The sequence below is a fragment of the Streptomyces sp. RK62 genome, assembly GCF_018070255.1.
GTDB lineage: Bacteria > Actinomycetota > Actinomycetes > Streptomycetales > Streptomycetaceae > Streptomyces > Streptomyces nigra.
This window is the reverse complement of sequence record NZ_JAGPYD010000013.1, coordinates 24,216-39,083: the sequence shown is the minus strand read 5'-3', so window position 1 is coordinate 39,083 and position 14,868 is coordinate 24,216. Positions and strand designations below refer to the sequence as shown.

Genomic DNA, 14,868 nt, shown 5'->3' with positions numbered 1-14,868 from the left:
GTACCCGATCAAGGTCGTACGCGATCGAGCCTAGCCGCAGTCCCGGCGGTCGGCGCCGACGCGTCGTGGGCGGTGGCCGGCGGGTGGATGTGCCCACTGTGGGCGTTTCGGTGGCGCCCCGTACCGATTTCGGCTTCGGTAAGGGTGAGCCGTTCAGGCAGACCGAGCCACCGTCGACCCTGGAGACCGCTGATGGACTTCACCCTCGAAGTGATCCCGCTGCCCGTGAGCGACATCGACCGGGCCCGTGACTTCTACCGCGACAAGGTCGGCTTCCACGTCGACATCGACCAGGAGGTCATGCCGGGTATGCGCATCGTCCAGCTGACCCCGCCGGGCTCCGGCTGTTCGATCGCGCTGGGCGACAGCATCTGGGACCTGACCAAGGGCGAGACCGTACCGGAGCCGGGCTCCTACCAGGGCCTGCAGCTCTGCGTGGCCGACATCAAGGCGGCGTACGCGGAGCTGCGCGAGCGGGGCCTGGAGGTGTCCGAGCCGGTGCAGTACTCCCCCGACGACGGCGCCACCTTCATGTACTTCAAGGACCCCGACGGCAACGGCTGGTCCGTCCAGGAGTACCGCCGCCGCGCGACCCAGCCCCTGCACGCGGTCCTGTCGGAACAGGCGGCGCAGTCCGAGTAGCACGCCGGGGCCGGCGGCCGGCCCGTCCACGGTGCCTCTTGGGGCTCCACTTCTGTTCGGAGCTCTAAGCCTGGTCTCAGGTCGAGCGGCGACAATGAGCCGCAAAAACTTCGACCGGAAGGGGGCGGGCCGGCGTGCGCATCATGATCGCCGATGATGAGGCGGCCATCCGTGAGTCGCTGGAGCGGGTGCTCCAGGTCGAGGGGTACGACACCCGCACCGTCGCCAACGGCCTCGCCGTGCTCGACGGGATGGACGGGGCCGACGGCGACACGATGGACCTGCTGATCCTCGACGTGATGATGCCCCGCCTCGGCGGGCTGGAGACCTGCCGGCGCCTGCGGGCCGCGGGCCGGGATCTGCCGGTGCTGATGCTGACCGCCCGCGACCAGGTCTCCGACCGGGTCACGGGGCTGGACGCGGGCGCCGACGACTACCTGCCCAAGCCGTTCGCCACAGAGGAGCTGCTGGCCCGGGTGCGGGCCCTGCTGCGGCGGCGCGCGCCGGCCGACGGGGAGTCGCAGATCCTGTCGTTCGCCGACGTCCGGCTCGACCCCGACCGGTTCGAGGCGTGGCGGGGCGGGCGGGCGCTGCGCCTGACCCGGACCGAGTTCTCCCTCCTGCAGGTCCTGATGCGCAACGCGACCCGGGTCCTGACCCGCGACGCGCTGTTCGAGGCGATCTGGGGCTTCGACATGAGCGCCACCGCCAACAACCTCCAGGTGTACGTGAGCTATCTGCGCCGCAAGATGGAGGCCGAGGGCGAGCCGCGATTGCTCTACACGCTGCGCGGCCTGGGCTACACGTTGCGGGAGACTCCCCCGTGAGCGGGCCCGCCGGCCGGGTACCGCGCCGGTTGACCCGGTGGTGGCGCCGGCGGTCCCTGCGGACCAGGCTGACGGTGATCTCGGCGACGGCCATCGCGGTCAGCGTGTTCCTGGCCTTCCAGGTGGCCAGCGAACTGCTGGACCGGGAGCTGCGGAACACCGTCGAGGAGCAGCTGCGCGCCGACTCCCGGGTCCTGGCGGCGGACACGGAGCGCGCCGGTCCCGCGCGGGTCCGGCTGCCGCCGTATGCCGGAGGTGGCCGGCTGGTGCGGGTCGTCCTGTCCGACGGCTCGGTCCGCACACCGGCCGGCCAGCCCCCGCTGCCCCCGGTCAGCGAGCAGGCCGGGCGCGTGGCGCGAGGCCTGTCGGCCGACCTGATGGAGTCGGACGACAGCGACGAGGACGGCTACCTCGTCTTCACGCTGCGGGCGGGCGACGGCGCCGTCCAGGTGGCCCGTGCCGCCGACGACACCCCGGTCAACCGGTTCGGGTTCGGCATGCTGCTGATCGGGCTGCTCTGCGTGGCCGGCGGTGCCGTCGTCGGGCGGGCCGTGGCGCGGGCCGGGCTGACCCCGATCGACCGGCTGACCGCCGCCGCCGTACGTGTCGCGCACACCCGGGATCTCGACGCCGGCATCCCGGACGAGGGCGGCGGGGAGATCCGGCGGCTGATCCAGTCGATCAACGAGATGCTCGCCGCGCTACGGGACTCCCGGCGGGCCCAGCGGCTGCTCGCCGAGGACGCCGCCCATGAGCTGAAGACCCCGCTCACCAGCCTGCGCCTCAACGTCGAACTGCTGATCCGGCTCGACCGGCGCGGCACCCTGGACAGCGCGCTGTCCGCGGAGAGCCGGACCCGGCTGCTCGACGATCTCGGCGCGCAGGTGGCCGAGTTGGGCACCCTTGTCGCCGAGCTGACCGACCTGGCGCGCGGTGACGTCAGCGACGAGAACACCGAACTGCTCGACCTGGCCGACGTGGTGGGGGCCGCCGCGACCCGGGCGCGGTCCCGCGTGCCCGACATCGAGGTGGCGCTCGACGTGACCTCCGTGTGGGTGAGCGGGCGTCCCGCCGCGCTCGAGCGGGCGGTGCTCAACCTCATCGACAACGCCGGAAAGTGGTCCCCCGCGGACCGGCCGGTCCAGGTGCGGCTCCGTGCCGAGGGCGCGTCGGCGGTGCTCGAGGTCGACGATGCCGGGCCCGGCATCGACGCCGCCGACGTACCGCGGGTGTTCGACCGGTTCTACCGTGCCGACAGCGCACGGGCGTTGCCGGGATCGGGTCTGGGGTTGTCGATCGTGCAGCGGGTCGTCGACGCCCATGGCGGCCGGGTCACCGTCGCCCGCTCCGCACGCGGGGGCGCGCTGCTTCGCGTCGGCCTTCCGGCCGCGGCCCCGCCCGCCCCGGTCGCGCGGCCCACCGCCGGGGAGGACACCACGGTGGCCTGACGGACGGCGGCCCTCCGGCCCATGGAGAGATCCGGGACGGGCCTGGACGCCCGTCCCGGATCTCGTCGAGCTCACCGTCGCAGCGCGGACTCCGCTCGGCCGTCGACCGGCTGCCGACCGTCCGGCGGCTCCGCCGCCGGCCGGGACAGCCGGCTCGGCCACCACATCCGCCGGCCGATCAGCAGGGTGAGGGCGGGCACCAGGACCGACCGCACCAGCAGGGCGTCGAGCAGCACGCCGAAGGCGACCAGGAACCCGACCTCGACCAGCATCACCAGCGGAAGGGTGACGAGGACCGCGAACGTGGCCGCCAGGACCAGGCCGGCCGAGGTGATGACGCCACCGGTGGCGGAGAGGGCCTTGAGCATGCCCTCGCGGGTGCCGAGCCGCAGGGTCTCCTCCCGGGCCCGGCTGGCCAGGAAGATGTTGTAGTCGACGCCGAGGGCCACCAGGAACAGGAAGGCCAGCAGCGGCACCGAGTAGTCGACGCCCTTGAACCCGAGGATCGTGTCGAAGACGAACACGCTGCCGCCGAAGGCCGCGGCGAACGAGACGACCACGGTGGCCATCAGGACCAGCGGTGCCAGGATCGCGCGAAGCAGCAGCGCGAGGACGATCAGGACGACGACGAGCACCAGCGGGATCACCAGCTTCTCGTCGCGCTCGGTGGTCACCTCGGTGTCGAGGTTCTCCGCGCTCGGCCCGCCGACGATCGCCTCCGCCCCGTCCACCGCGTGCACGGCGGCGCGCACCCGCTCGATGGTGTCGTACTCGGCGGCGGTGTCCGGCGCGTCCTCCGGGAACACGGAGATGCCGGCCCAGCCCCCGCTGCTCTCCTCCGGGACGGCCGAGGCGACACCGGGAGTGTCCTCGACGACGTCGAGCACCTGCTCCTGGTGCGTCGGCCGGGTGAAGACCGTCATCGGCTGGCCGCCGAGCTCCGGGAAGTGCTCGCGGAGCACGGTGAAGCCGGTGACGGACTCGGGCGCGGACAGGAACTGGTCCTGCTCCCGCAGGGCGCCGGTGTTGCCCGCAAGGCCGAGCGCGAGGACGCCGAGGACTCCGAGCGAGCCGAGCGCCGCGACCCATCGGCGGCGGCTGATGGCGGTGCCGAGCCGTCCCCACAGCCCCGGCCTCTCCTCCACGGCCGTGCTGAACCGCGGGACGGCCGGCCAGAAGATCCGCCTGCCGAGCACGACGAGCACCGCCGGGAACAGCGTCAGCATGGCCACCAGCGCGCACAGGATGCCGGCCGCACCGATCGGGCCCAGCCCGCTGGTGCTGTTGAGGTCCGCGACGAGCAGGCAGAGCAGACCGGCGACCACGGTGGCCGCGGACGCGACGATGGCCGGCGCCGCGGAGCGCAGCGCGTGGACCATCGCGACCCGGACGTTCTCGTGGTGGTGCAGCGCCTCCCGGTACCGGGCGATGAGCAGCAGCGCGTAGTCCGTGCCGACGCCGAACACCAGGATCGTCAGCAGCGCCGAGTTCTGGTCGTCGACGACGATGCCGAAGCCCTTGACGAGCAGGTAGACGGTCCCCATCGAGGTCAGCGCGGCCGCGCCGACGGACACCAGCGGGATGATCCACAGCACCGGGCTGCGGTAGGTGAGGATCAGCAGGAGCGTGACGACGGCGATGGTGGTGAGGAGGACCTGCTCGTCGATGCCGTCGAAGACGGCGTCCATGTCGCCGTCGATCGCGCCGGGGCCGGTCACGTCGAGTTCGAGGCCGGAGGGGCGGTCCTTCGCGGCGTCCCGCAACGGGCCGACGATCTCCTCCGGTGGGCCGTGGGCCGTGCTCACCTCAAGGGTGAACGTCATCGCCTCGCCGTCGGTGGAGAGACTCGTCGGCGTGGCCTCGTCGTCCTCGTCGGCCGCCTCCGTCGCCTTCGGCGGATATCGCTCGGCGAGGCTGTCGTAGTGCCGCTCGACCGTCGCGCGGTCGGCTTCGGTCATTCCGCCGGCGCGGTGGTACACGAAGACGAACGTGTTGTCGTCACCGTCGGGAAGGCTGTCCTCCAGTACCGCGACCCTGGTGGACTCGGCACCGGCCGGCAGGGTGTCCGCGGCGCTGTCGGTGGTGACCGAACTCAGCTTCCCGCTCAACGGCACGGCGAACGCCGCCAGCACCAACCACAAGCCGATCACCAACCACGGCACCCACCGGCCTGCCAACCGGCCGGCCGGCACGTCCCCGGACGGCGCTGCGTCGACTGCCATCTCTGGCCTCCTGCATAGGGGTTGCATCGCTCATCTGACGCCTCCTTCCTATGGAGCGAGGCTTAGACGACCCTTAGAACCCCTAACAAAACGCGCAGCGCGAGAACGGCAGCCGGCGAGGAAATGGATCGGCGGAGGCATCCCCCGCCGATCCAGAAACGACCGCCTTACAGCACCGGCAGGTTCTTCCGCAGCTCGAAGGCGGTTACCTCGCTGCGGTACTCCTCCCACTCCGACTTCTTGTTACGGAGGAAGAAGTCGAAGACGTGTTCGCCGAGGGTTTCGGCGACCAGGTCGCTGTTCTCCATGAGGGTCAGGGCCTCGCCGAGGTTCTGCGGGAGGGGTTCGATGCCCATCGCGCGGCGCTCGGCGTTGGAGAGGGCCCAGACGTCGTCCTCGGCGCCGGGCGGGAGTTCGTAGCCCTCCTCGATGCCCTTGAGGCCGGCGGCCAGGAGGACCGCGTAGGCGAGGTACGGGTTGGTGCCGGCGTCCAGGGAGCGGACCTCGACACGGGCCGAACCGGTCTTGCCGGGCTTGTACATCGGGACGCGGACCAGCGCCGAGCGGTTGTTGTGGCCCCAGCAGATGTACGACGGGGCCTCGCCGCCGGCGCCCGCCGTGCGCTCGGAGCCGCCCCAGATGCGCTTGTAGGAGTTCACCCACTGGTTGGTGACCGCGGAGATCTCGGCGGCGTGGCGGAGCAGGCCCGCGATGAAGGAGCGGCCGACCTTCGAGAGCTGGTACTCGGCGCCCGACTCGTAGAACGCGTTCCTGTCGCCTTCGAACAGCGACAGGTGGGTGTGCATGCCGGAGCCCGGGTGCTCGGAGAACGGCTTGGGCATGAACGTCGCCTGGACGCCCTGCTCCAGCGCCACCTGCTTCATGACCAGGCGGAACGTCATGATGTTGTCCGCCGTGGAGAGCGCGTCGGCGTAGCGGAGGTCGATCTCCTGCTGGCCGGGGGCGCCCTCGTGGTGGGAGAACTCCACCGAGATGCCCATGGACTCCAGCATGGTGATCGCCTGGCGGCGGAAGTCCATGCCGATGTTCTGCGGGGTGTGGTCGAAGTAGCCGGAGTTGTCGGCCGGGGTGGGGCGGGTGCCGTCGACCGGCTTGTCCTTCAGCAGGAAGAACTCGATCTCCGGGTGGGTGTAGAACGTGAAGCCCAGGTCGGAGGTGCGGGCGAGGGCGCGCTTGAGGACGTAGCGCGGGTCCGCGAAGGACGGGGAACCGTCCGGCATGAGGATGTCGCAGAACATCCGGGCGGTGCCGGGGGCCTCCGCGCGCCAGGGGAGGATCTGGAACGTCGACGGATCGGGCTTGGCGATCATGTCGGACTCGTAGACCCGGGCGAAGCCCTCGATCGCGGAGCCGTCGAAGCCGATGCCCTCGTCGAAGGCCTGTTCCAGCTCGGCGGGGGCCACGGCCACGGACTTGAGGAAGCCCAGCACGTCCGTGAACCACAGCCGTACGAACCGGATGTCGCGCTCCTCCAACGTCCGGAGCACGAACTCCTGCTGCTTGTCCATCTTCCGCTTCCCCATCCTTGCTGGTCAGGCCGCCTGTCTCCGGTGCTGCGGGAGGCGGTCGGGCACCTGAGCATCCCACCACACCACCGTTTCCGGCGCGTTGCGGACCTTGATCGTCGAACCGACGCCGGCCCGAACGCCCGGCGGTCGGCAAGGGTGCCGCCGCGGTGTCGGGTGAACCGCTCTGCCGCCCATATTGCCTGCTCGCCCCGACATTCGTAATGGCCGCCCCCGCCGGACCGACCCCGCTTTAATTTGCATCTTGGATGCAAGTTTTAATGAGGGCGGGCGGTCGCCCTCGCACCGCCCGGTCGAGCCTTGAGGAGACCCGATGCTGTCCGAGCAGTCCGCCGCCACCGTGCGCGCCACCCTCCCCGTCGTCGGCGGGGCCATCGGTGAGATCACCGAGCGCTTCTACGCCCGCCTCTTCGCCGCCCGCCCCGAGCTGCTGCGCGACCTGTTCAACCGCGGCAACCAGGCGGCCGGCACCCAGCGGCAGGCGCTGGCGGGGTCGATCGCCGCGTTCGCGACGCACCTGGTGGACCACCCCGACCAGCGGCCGGACGCGATGCTGAGCCGTATCGCGCACAAGCACGCCTCCCTCGGGGTGGCGCCCGAGCAGTACGCGCTCGTCCACGAGCACCTGTTCGCCGCGATCGCCGAGGTGCTCGGCGAGGCCGTCACCCCCGAGGTCGCGGCCGCCTGGGACGAGGTGTACTGGCTGATGGCGAACGCCCTGACCGCGATCGAGAAGCGGCTGTACGAGGAGAGCGGCGGGGCCGGATGGCACTCCTGGGAGGTCGTGGAGCGCGTCGAGGAGACCGAGGACGTGGCCACCTTCCGGGTGCGCCCGGCCGACGGCGGCCCGGTGCCGGACTTCCGGGCGGGCCAGTACGTCTCCGTCCAGGTCGAGCTGGCGGACGGGGCCCGGCAGATCCGCCAGTACAGCCTCTCGGCGGCTCCGGGCTCGCCGTTGCGCCAGTTCAGCGTCAAGCGGGTGCGGGGCGAGGCCGGCCCGGACGGCGAGGTCTCGGGGCACCTGCACGCGCGGGTGCGGCCCGGCGACCGGCTGGACCTCTCGGCGCCGTACGGCGATCTCGTGCTGGCCGGCACCGAGGCGCCGCTGCTGCTGGCCTCCGCCGGTATCGGCGTGACCCCGATGGTCGCGATACTCGGCGAGCTGGCGGACGCCGGGCACGAGGGCCCGGTGCTGGTCGTGCACGGCGACCGCTCCCCCGGCGCGCACGCCCTGCGCGCCGACCACGAGGCGTACGCCGGGAAGCTCGCGGACGCCACGGTCCACTTCTGGTACGAGACCGGCGCCGACCCCGCCGAGGCGTCCCACCGCGCCGGGCTGGTCGACCTGGCCGAGGTGACCGTGCCCGAGGGCACGCAGGCCTATCTGTGCGGCCCGCTGCCGTTCATGCGGGCGATGCGGGCGCAGCTGCTCGGCAAGGGTGTGGCGGCGGCGGACATCCACTACGAGGTGTTCGGGCCGGACCTCTGGCTGGCGCAGGCGGGCTGAGCGGGCCCGGGCGTCAGGCGGGGCGGCCGATCTGGAGCAGCAGGGGGCCCGTGGGGTCCGCGGTGACGTCGGCGAGGGTGAGCGGGTCCAGCGAGGCGTAGAACGCCTCCTGGGCCTGCCGCAGCGCCCCGCGCAGCCGGCATCCGGGGCTGAGCGGGCAGGGGTTGTCGCCCTCGCACTCGACGACGTCGCCGTCCCCCTCGAAGGCCCGCACGACCGCGCCGACGGACGCGGTGCGACCGCGCTCGCTGAGCGTGAGCCCGCCGCCGCGGCCCCGGCGGGCGTCGACGAGGCCCAGGTGCTGGAGTTCGGCGACCACCTTGGCGGCGTGCGTGTAGGGCACCTCCATGTCGGCGGCGACCTCGCGGGTCGTCGGCATGGCGTCCCCGAGGACGGCGAGCCGCATCAGCAGGCGCAGGGCCAGATCGGTGGAGCGCAACAGCCGCATCCGGGCAGCGTAGATAATGCGTATGCGCGATTCCAAATATCGCCCGCGCATCGTTCGCACATCCCCCGCGCGGGACCGCGATCCGGTCGTTGTCGTCCCCTCTCTACGAGAGGTCACTCCTTCCCCATTACGATCAGCGGACCCGACCGCCCCTTTCGCCGAAGGACATGACCTCATGGGCTCCGCCAAGAACCGGAACAGCGCCGAGCGCAAGGCGCGGATAGAGGAGATGCGGCGGGCCGAGCAGGCGCGTGAGCGCCGCGGCCGCATCATCACCATCGGCGTCTCCACCGTGATCGTCGCCGCCCTCGTCGTCGGCGGGGTCGTCCTCGTCCGGTCGCAGACGGGCGACGACGAGGCCGCGAAGCCCGACAAGACGACGGGCAAGTTCGTCGCCGGGGACGACGGGGTGAACACCTGGAAGGGCAAGCTGGCCAGCACGCACGTCGAGACGAGCGTGGACTACCCGATGGAGCCCCCGGTCGGCGGCAACCACCACCGCGCCTGGATGAACTGCAACGGCGACGTCTACACCGAGGAGCTGCGGCGGGAGAACGCCGTGCACTCGCTGGAGCACGGCGCGGTCTGGGTGACGTACACATCCAAGGCGCCCAAGGGCGACGTCGACGCGCTGGCGGCGAAGGTGAAGCAGACGCCGTACACGCTGATGAGCCCGGACGAGAAGCAGAAGGACCCGATAATGCTGAGCGCCTGGGGGCACCAGCGCACGGTGAAGAGCGCGGACGACCCGGCCGTCGGGAAGTTCTTCGAGACGTACGTCCAGGGCAAGCAGACGCCCGAGCCAGGTGCCGCCTGCACGGGCGGTCTCGCGGAGTGAGGCGGGACATCGGCTGGATGGCGGGGACCGCGGCGGCCGTCCTCGTCGCCGCCGGCGCGCTGACCTACGCGGCCGCCGGGGACGGCTCCGGGGACCCGGTCCCGGGAGCCGCCTCGGCGGACGCGGGCTTCGCGCGCGACATGTCCGTGCACCACCAGCAGGCCGTGGAGATGGCGTACGTGGTGCGCGACCGCACCGAGGACGAGGACGTGCGGCGGCTGGCGTACGACATCGCGCAGACGCAGGCCAACCAGCGCGGCATGCTGCTGGGCTGGCTGGATCTGTGGGATCTGCCGAAGGTGTCCGCGGACCCCCCGATGACCTGGATGGGAATGGGCGACGCGCCCTCCGCCGGGGAGGGGTCGCTGATGCCGGGCATGGCGACCGACGCGGAGATGAAGAAGCTCGGCACGCTGAACGGCGAGAAGGCGGAGGTCTTCTTCCTCCAGCTGATGACGGCCCACCACAAGGGCGGCATCCACATGGCCGAGGGCTGCCTGGACAAGTGCGCGGTCGGCGTCGAGAAGAGGCTCGCGCGGACGATGGTCAACGGGCAGCAGGCGGAGATCGACCTGATGGCCGACATGCTGCGCGAGCGGGGCGCGAAGCCGCGCGCATAGCGGAAAGCGCCCCGCCGACGGGGGAAGATCGGCGGGGCGCTCGGTGCCGCAGTGGTTCGGGGGTCCGTCAGTGGACGGAGTGCTCCTCGCGCGGGAAGGATCCGCCGACGACGTCCTCGGCGAAGGCCTTGGCGGCGTCGCCCATGACCCGGCGCAGATCGGCGTACTGCCGCACGAACTTCGGGACGCGGCCGCCGGTCAGGCCCATCATGTCGGTCCACACGAGGACCTGCGCGTCGGTCTCGGGTCCGGCGCCGATGCCGACGGTCGGGATGTGCAGGACGCGGGTGACCTCGGCGGCCAGCTCGGCCGGTACCAGCTCCAGGACGACCGCGAAGGCGCCGGCGTCCTGGACGGCCTTGGCGTCCCGCAGGAGCTGCGCGGCCGCCTCCTCGCCGCGGCCCTGGACGCGGTAGCCCATGGCGTTGACGGACTGCGGAGTCAGGCCGATGTGGGCCATCACCGGGATGCCGGACTCGACCAGGAGCTCGATCTGGCGGTGCGAACGCTCGCCGCCCTCCAGCTTGACCGCGCCGACGCCCGCCTCCTTGACCAGCCGGGTCGCCGAGCGCAGCGCCTGCACCGGGCCCTCCTGGTAGGAGCCGAAGGGCAGGTCGCCGACGATCAGGGCGCGGGAGGTACCCCGGACGACGGCCGCCGAGAGCACGGTCATCTCGTCGAGGGTGACGGGCACGGTGGTCTCGTAACCGAGGTGGCAGTTGCCCGCCGAGTCGCCGACGAGCATGACCGGGATGCCGGCCTCGTCGAACACGGACGCGGTCATCGCGTCGTACGCGGTGAGCATGGGCCACTTCTCGCCCCGCTCCTTGGCGAGGGCGATGTCGCGGACGGTGATGCGGCGGGTGCTCTTGCCTCCGTACAGCGCCTTTCCGGCGTCGGAGGGCTTCGCCTGAGGCGTCTGGGCAGCCGAGAGCTGCGTCATGGCAACGGCTCCTTCATGTCATCTCGAGGCGCCCTGACGGCGTCCCCGGATCAGGTCCATGGTGGCACTTCGTGCCGGGCGGGGCCAGACCGCCGGATGTGAGTTCCGCCCCGCGCCCGTGGCCGTTTCGTCACGTAAGGTTCCGGTAAGAATTTACGATACGAGACGGTCTCGTATCGTTATAGCGGTACGGTCGGCCCCATGACTTCTCCCGCCCCAGCCACCCGCATACCGGAGGCGGTGCACCGGCGCCGCTGGGCGATCCTCGGTGTGCTGATGCTCAGCCTCCTGATCGTCGTGCTGGACAACTCCATCCTGAACGTCGCCATCAAGACCATCTCGACGCCCGCGCCGACCGGCCTCGGCGCCACGCAGAGCGAGCTGGAGTGGGCGATCAACGCCTACACGCTCGTCTTCGCCGGCCTGCTGTTCAGCGCGGGCATCCTCGGGGACCGGGTCGGCCGCAAGAAGGTGCTGCTCGGCGGTCTCGCCGTGTTCGGTGTCGGCTCGGCGCTCGCCGCGTTCTCCGGCTCGCCCGGCGAGCTGATCACCTTCCGCGCCGTCATGGGCCTCGGCGCCGCGTTCGTCATGCCGGCCACGCTCGCCGTGCTGATGAACGTCTTCGAGCGGGACGAGCAGCCCAAGGCCATCGGCATCTGGGCCGGTGGCGTCGGTCTCGCCATCGCCATCGGGCCGATCACCGGCGGTCTGCTCCTCGACCACTTCTGGTGGGGTTCGGTCTTCCTCATCAACGTGCCGATCGTGCTGCTCGCGCTCGCGCTGATGCTGTGGCTCGTCCCCGACTCCCGCGACCCGCGGCCCGGCCGGATCGACCCCATCGGCGTGGTGCTGTCCGTGGCCGGCCTGGTCCTGCTCGTCTACGGCATCATCAAGGGCGGCCAGCTCGCCGACTTCACCGACCCCGCGGTCCTGCTGACGATCGGCGCCGGCCTCGCGGTCCTCGCCGCGTTCGTCGTCTTCGAGAAGCGCAGCGACCACCCGTCGATCGACGTCGGCTACTTCCGCGACAAGGTCTTCTCGGCCGCGATCGGCGTCATCGCGCTGGTCTTCTTCGCCCTCATGGGCGTGACGTTCTTCTCGGTCTTCTACACGCAGAGCGTGCGCGGCTACTCGCCGCTGGAGACCGGTCTGCTGATGCTGCCGCTCGCCGCCGCCCAGATGATCTTCGCCCCGCGCGCCCGGCTCCTCGTCGACCGGTTCGGCAACCGGGCCACCACCACCGGCGCCATGGTCCTCATCGCCGCCACGCTGGCCGCCTTCGCCACCTTCGAGGCGGACACCCCGATCTGGCTCCTGGAGGTCGTCTTCTTCCTGATGGGTGCCGCGATGGCGCACATCATGACGCCGATCAGCGTCGTCATCATGCAGGCCCTGCCGCGCGAGAAGGCCGGTTCGGCCTCCGCGCTCAGCAACACCTTCCGCCAGGTCGGCGGCGCCCTCGGCATCGCGGTGCTCGGCTCGGTGCTGTCCACCGCCTACCGGGGCGGCATCGAGGACCGGCTCACCGCGCTCCCGGCGGACGTACGGCACACCGCGGGCGAGTCCATCGAGGCCACCCTCGGGGTCGCCGAGAAGCTGGGCCCGCGCGGCGACGCCCTCGTCGGCCCGGCCCACGACGCGTTCCTGCACGCCATGCACATCACGGCGCTGTGGGGAGCGGGCATCGCGGTGCTCGGCGCGGTCGTCGTGGCCGTGTGCCTGCCCGGGCGGCCCGCCGGACCCCGTGCGGGCGAGGACGAGAAGGAGCTGGTGGCGTCCGAATAGCGCCGACGCGCGGACGCCGTCGTTCCGGCGGCGTCCGCATCCGGGGGGAGAATCGGCACAGCCCACGGAAAGGAGCGAACCCAGTGAGCCTCGCCGACCATCGTCCCCGGCAGGACGGTCCCACCCGGGGCCGGCCCCGCAGCGAGGCCGTGGAGCGGTCCATCACCGAGGGCGTGCTGAAGCTCCTGGAGGACGGCGTGCCGCTCGCGGAGCTGTCCATCGAGCGCATCGCGCGCACCGCGGGCGTGGGCAAGGCCGCCATCTACCGGCGCTGGAGCGGCAAGGAGGAGCTGTTCGTCGACATCGTGCGGGCCGCCGAGCCGCCGGACCCCGAGCTGCCCGGCACCTCGGTGCGCGACGACGTGGTGGCCCTGCTCGAACAGACCAGGCAGCGCGGCCTGATGACCCGCTCGTCGGTGCTGCTGCACAACGTCATCGCCCAGATGAAGAGCAGCCCGAAGATCTGGGACGCCTACCACGCGAACGTCATCGAGCCGCGGCGCCGCAAGCAGTACGCGATCCTGCGGCGCGGCCAGGAGAGCGGCGAACTGCGCACGGACATCGACATCGACGTGATGAACGACATGGTGTTCGGGCCGATGCTGGTGCGGGCCGTGATGCGCCCGGACGCCGACCTCCCGGAGGGCCTCGCGGAGCAGATCGCCGACGTCGCGCTCACCGGCCTACGGCCCGTCAGCACCTCAACGACGTAGGGCCGTGTGCGCGTTTCGTCACAGAGGGCGCATTCCCCCCGGCGAAGCGGAACTGCCGGGGCCGCCTTCCACGTCCTCGCCCCCGTACGGCCGTCACGGGACGGCGGGATCGGAGCCGATCATCCCCTAGGGTTTTCTCTGGGCGCGGGGGGACGACGGTGTTGCACGGCAGGTAGTGAGGCGACGGTATGGCGCAACAGGCGTACGTGACGGAGACGGACAACGGCGGCCCGGGGTCCGAGCGCCGCAGGCCCGGGCTTCGACGCCTGACGCAGCGCCTGACCGCGGACTGGTGGCGTGACCCGGGTGTCTGGCGGCGCGGTCTGGTGCCGGCCGTGCTCGCCCTCGCGCTCGGCCTGGTGATGCTGCTGCACGCGCAGATCCCCAACGCCATCGGGAACCTCGGCAGCCTCACCGAGACGTTCCTGCCCTGGCTCGGGGTGTTCGTCCCGCTGCTGCTCGTGCTCGGGGTGGTGCGCCGGTCCGCGACCGCGCTGATCGCCGTGCTGGTCCCGGCGATCATCTGGGTCAGCCTCTTCGGCGGGCAGCTCACCGACAAGACCGGCACCGGCGGCGATCTGACGGTCGCCACGCACAACGTCAACGCCGACAACCCCGACCCGTCCGGCACGGCCCGGGACGTCGCCGCGTCCGGCGCGGACGTGGTGGCCCTGGAGGAGCTGACGGCCTCGGCGGTCCCGACGTACGAGAAGGCGCTCGCGGAGACGTACCGGTACCACTCGGTGCAGGGCACGGTCGGGCTGTGGAGCAAGTACCCGCTGTCCGGGGTGCGGCCGGTCGACATCCGGCTGGGCTGGACCCGTGCCATGCGCGGCGTGGTGGACACGCCCTCGGGCGAGGTCGCCGTCTACGTCGCCCATCTGCCGTCGGTGCGCGTGAAGATGGAGGCCGGCTTCACCGCCCGGCAGCGCGACAAGAGCGCCGACGCGCTGGGCGAGGCCATCGCCGGCGAGCGGATCGGCAAGGTCGTCCTGCTCGGCGATCTGAACGGCACGATGAACGACCGCGCGCTCAACGCCGTCACCGCCCAGATGCGCTCCACGCAGGGCGCGTCCGGCACCGGGATGGGCTTCAGCTGGCCGGCGCGGTTCCCGATGGCCCGGATCGACCAGATCATGGTGAAGGGCGTGGAGCCGTCGAGTTCCTGGACGCTGCCGGAGACCGGGAGCGACCATCTGCCGGTGGCGGCGCGCGTCGAGGTCGACCCGACCACGTCCTGACCTGGCCCGGGGCCGCCGACAGCGCGGCGCCCGGAGATGTCGGCGGGCTGTCGGCGGTTTGTCGGCGGCGTCTGTCACCGTCTGTGC

At 71.7% G+C, this 14,868-nt stretch carries 13 protein-coding genes; 9 read left to right on the top strand and 4 right to left on the bottom strand.

What is annotated here, in order from left to right:
• Nucleotides 1–192: 192 nt before the first annotated feature.
• From KBY32_RS24735 to KBY32_RS24725, 3 genes are all read left to right on the top strand, one after another.
• Nucleotides 193–642 carry a VOC family protein gene (locus tag KBY32_RS24735; protein ID WP_055620640.1) on the top strand — a complete coding sequence of 150 codons (450 nt, stop codon included), beginning with the start codon at nucleotides 193–195 and terminating at the stop codon, nucleotides 640–642.
• 134 nt (nucleotides 643–776) lie between these two features.
• Nucleotides 777–1,469 (top strand): response regulator transcription factor, encoded by a 693-nt coding sequence (locus KBY32_RS24730; protein WP_055620641.1) that lies wholly within the window; start codon nucleotides 777–779, stop codon nucleotides 1,467–1,469.
• Entirely contained in the window at nucleotides 1,466–2,917 is a 1,452-nt protein-coding gene (locus KBY32_RS24725; RefSeq protein WP_210981699.1) for a HAMP domain-containing sensor histidine kinase, read from the top strand. The genes KBY32_RS24730 and KBY32_RS24725 overlap by 4 nt, the downstream gene beginning before the upstream one ends.
• Nucleotides 2,918–2,988: 71 nt before the next feature.
• Here the strand turns inward: KBY32_RS24725 and KBY32_RS24720 are convergent, their stop codons facing one another.
• Nucleotides 2,989–5,139 carry an MMPL family transporter gene (locus tag KBY32_RS24720; protein WP_210981698.1) on the bottom strand — a complete coding sequence of 717 codons (2,151 nt, stop codon included), beginning with the start codon at nucleotides 5,137–5,139 and terminating at the stop codon, nucleotides 2,989–2,991.
• A gap of 167 nt (nucleotides 5,140–5,306) precedes the next feature.
• Nucleotides 5,307–6,668 (bottom strand): type I glutamate--ammonia ligase, encoded by a 1,362-nt coding sequence (gene glnA, locus KBY32_RS24715; RefSeq protein WP_055620935.1) that lies wholly within the window; start codon nucleotides 6,666–6,668, stop codon nucleotides 5,307–5,309.
• 331 nt (nucleotides 6,669–6,999) lie between these two features.
• On the opposite strand from glnA, the gene KBY32_RS24710 reads away from it, so the two are divergent.
• Nucleotides 7,000–8,193 carry a globin domain-containing protein gene (locus tag KBY32_RS24710; RefSeq protein ID WP_210981697.1) on the top strand — a complete coding sequence of 398 codons (1,194 nt, stop codon included), beginning with the start codon at nucleotides 7,000–7,002 and terminating at the stop codon, nucleotides 8,191–8,193.
• Between the two features lie 13 nt (nucleotides 8,194–8,206).
• Here KBY32_RS24710 and KBY32_RS24705 read toward each other — a convergent pair whose 3' ends face one another.
• On the bottom strand, nucleotides 8,207–8,641 hold the full coding sequence (locus KBY32_RS24705; RefSeq protein WP_108706596.1) for an Rrf2 family transcriptional regulator: 435 nt from the start codon (nucleotides 8,639–8,641) through the stop codon (nucleotides 8,207–8,209).
• A 175-nt stretch (nucleotides 8,642–8,816) separates the two neighbouring features.
• Between KBY32_RS24705 and KBY32_RS24700 the strand changes: the two genes are divergently transcribed.
• The gene (locus KBY32_RS24700; RefSeq protein WP_210981696.1) at nucleotides 8,817–9,479 is read left to right on the top strand and encodes a DUF3105 domain-containing protein; all 663 of its coding nucleotides are present in this window, start codon (nucleotides 8,817–8,819) and stop codon (nucleotides 9,477–9,479) included.
• Nucleotides 9,480–9,496: 17 nt separating this feature from the next.
• A complete protein-coding gene (locus KBY32_RS24695) occupies nucleotides 9,497–10,099 on the top strand; it encodes a DUF305 domain-containing protein (RefSeq protein WP_210981695.1) in 603 nt (200 codons plus the stop codon).
• 67 nt (nucleotides 10,100–10,166) lie between these two features.
• Here the strand turns inward: KBY32_RS24695 and panB are convergent, their stop codons facing one another.
• Nucleotides 10,167–11,042: a 3-methyl-2-oxobutanoate hydroxymethyltransferase gene (panB, locus tag KBY32_RS24690; RefSeq protein ID WP_055620652.1), complete on the bottom strand. Its 876-nt coding sequence runs from the start codon at nucleotides 11,040–11,042 to the stop codon at nucleotides 10,167–10,169.
• Between the two features lie 201 nt (nucleotides 11,043–11,243).
• On the opposite strand from panB, the gene KBY32_RS24685 reads away from it, so the two are divergent.
• The 3 genes from KBY32_RS24685 to KBY32_RS24675 all read left to right on the top strand — a co-directional run bounded on the left by KBY32_RS24685 (nucleotide 11,244) and on the right by KBY32_RS24675 (nucleotide 14,781).
• Nucleotides 11,244–12,827: an MFS transporter gene (locus KBY32_RS24685; protein WP_210981694.1), complete on the top strand. Its 1,584-nt coding sequence runs from the start codon at nucleotides 11,244–11,246 to the stop codon at nucleotides 12,825–12,827.
• Nucleotides 12,828–12,910: 83 nt separating this feature from the next.
• Nucleotides 12,911–13,540 carry a TetR/AcrR family transcriptional regulator gene (locus tag KBY32_RS24680; protein ID WP_055620654.1) on the top strand — a complete coding sequence of 210 codons (630 nt, stop codon included), beginning with the start codon at nucleotides 12,911–12,913 and terminating at the stop codon, nucleotides 13,538–13,540.
• Between the two features lie 188 nt (nucleotides 13,541–13,728).
• Nucleotides 13,729–14,781 (top strand): endonuclease/exonuclease/phosphatase family protein, encoded by a 1,053-nt coding sequence (locus tag KBY32_RS24675; protein ID WP_210981693.1) that lies wholly within the window; start codon nucleotides 13,729–13,731, stop codon nucleotides 14,779–14,781.
• The last annotated feature ends 87 nt before the right edge of the window (nucleotides 14,782–14,868 follow it).

What these genes read in the sequence shown, in the direction of transcription:
- KBY32_RS24735 (WP_055620640.1), top strand. Translation starts at nt 193, where the DNA reads ATGGACTTCACCCTCGAAGTGATCCCGCTGCCCGTGAGCGACATCGAC.
- KBY32_RS24720 (WP_210981698.1), bottom strand. Translation starts at nt 5,139, where the DNA reads ATGGCAGTCGACGCAGCGCCGTCCGGGGACGTGCCGGCCGGCCGGTTG.
- glnA (WP_055620935.1), bottom strand. Translation starts at nt 6,668, where the DNA reads ATGGACAAGCAGCAGGAGTTCGTGCTCCGGACGTTGGAGGAGCGCGAC.
- KBY32_RS24710 (WP_210981697.1), top strand. Translation starts at nt 7,000, where the DNA reads ATGCTGTCCGAGCAGTCCGCCGCCACCGTGCGCGCCACCCTCCCCGTC.
- KBY32_RS24705 (WP_108706596.1), bottom strand. Translation starts at nt 8,641, where the DNA reads ATGCGGCTGTTGCGCTCCACCGATCTGGCCCTGCGCCTGCTGATGCGG.
- KBY32_RS24700 (WP_210981696.1), top strand. Translation starts at nt 8,817, where the DNA reads ATGGGCTCCGCCAAGAACCGGAACAGCGCCGAGCGCAAGGCGCGGATA.
- KBY32_RS24695 (WP_210981695.1), top strand. Translation starts at nt 9,497, where the DNA reads ATGGCGGGGACCGCGGCGGCCGTCCTCGTCGCCGCCGGCGCGCTGACC.
- panB (WP_055620652.1), bottom strand. Translation starts at nt 11,042, where the DNA reads ATGACGCAGCTCTCGGCTGCCCAGACGCCTCAGGCGAAGCCCTCCGAC.
- KBY32_RS24685 (WP_210981694.1), top strand. Translation starts at nt 11,244, where the DNA reads ATGACTTCTCCCGCCCCAGCCACCCGCATACCGGAGGCGGTGCACCGG.
- KBY32_RS24675 (WP_210981693.1), top strand. Translation starts at nt 13,729, where the DNA reads ATGGCGCAACAGGCGTACGTGACGGAGACGGACAACGGCGGCCCGGGG.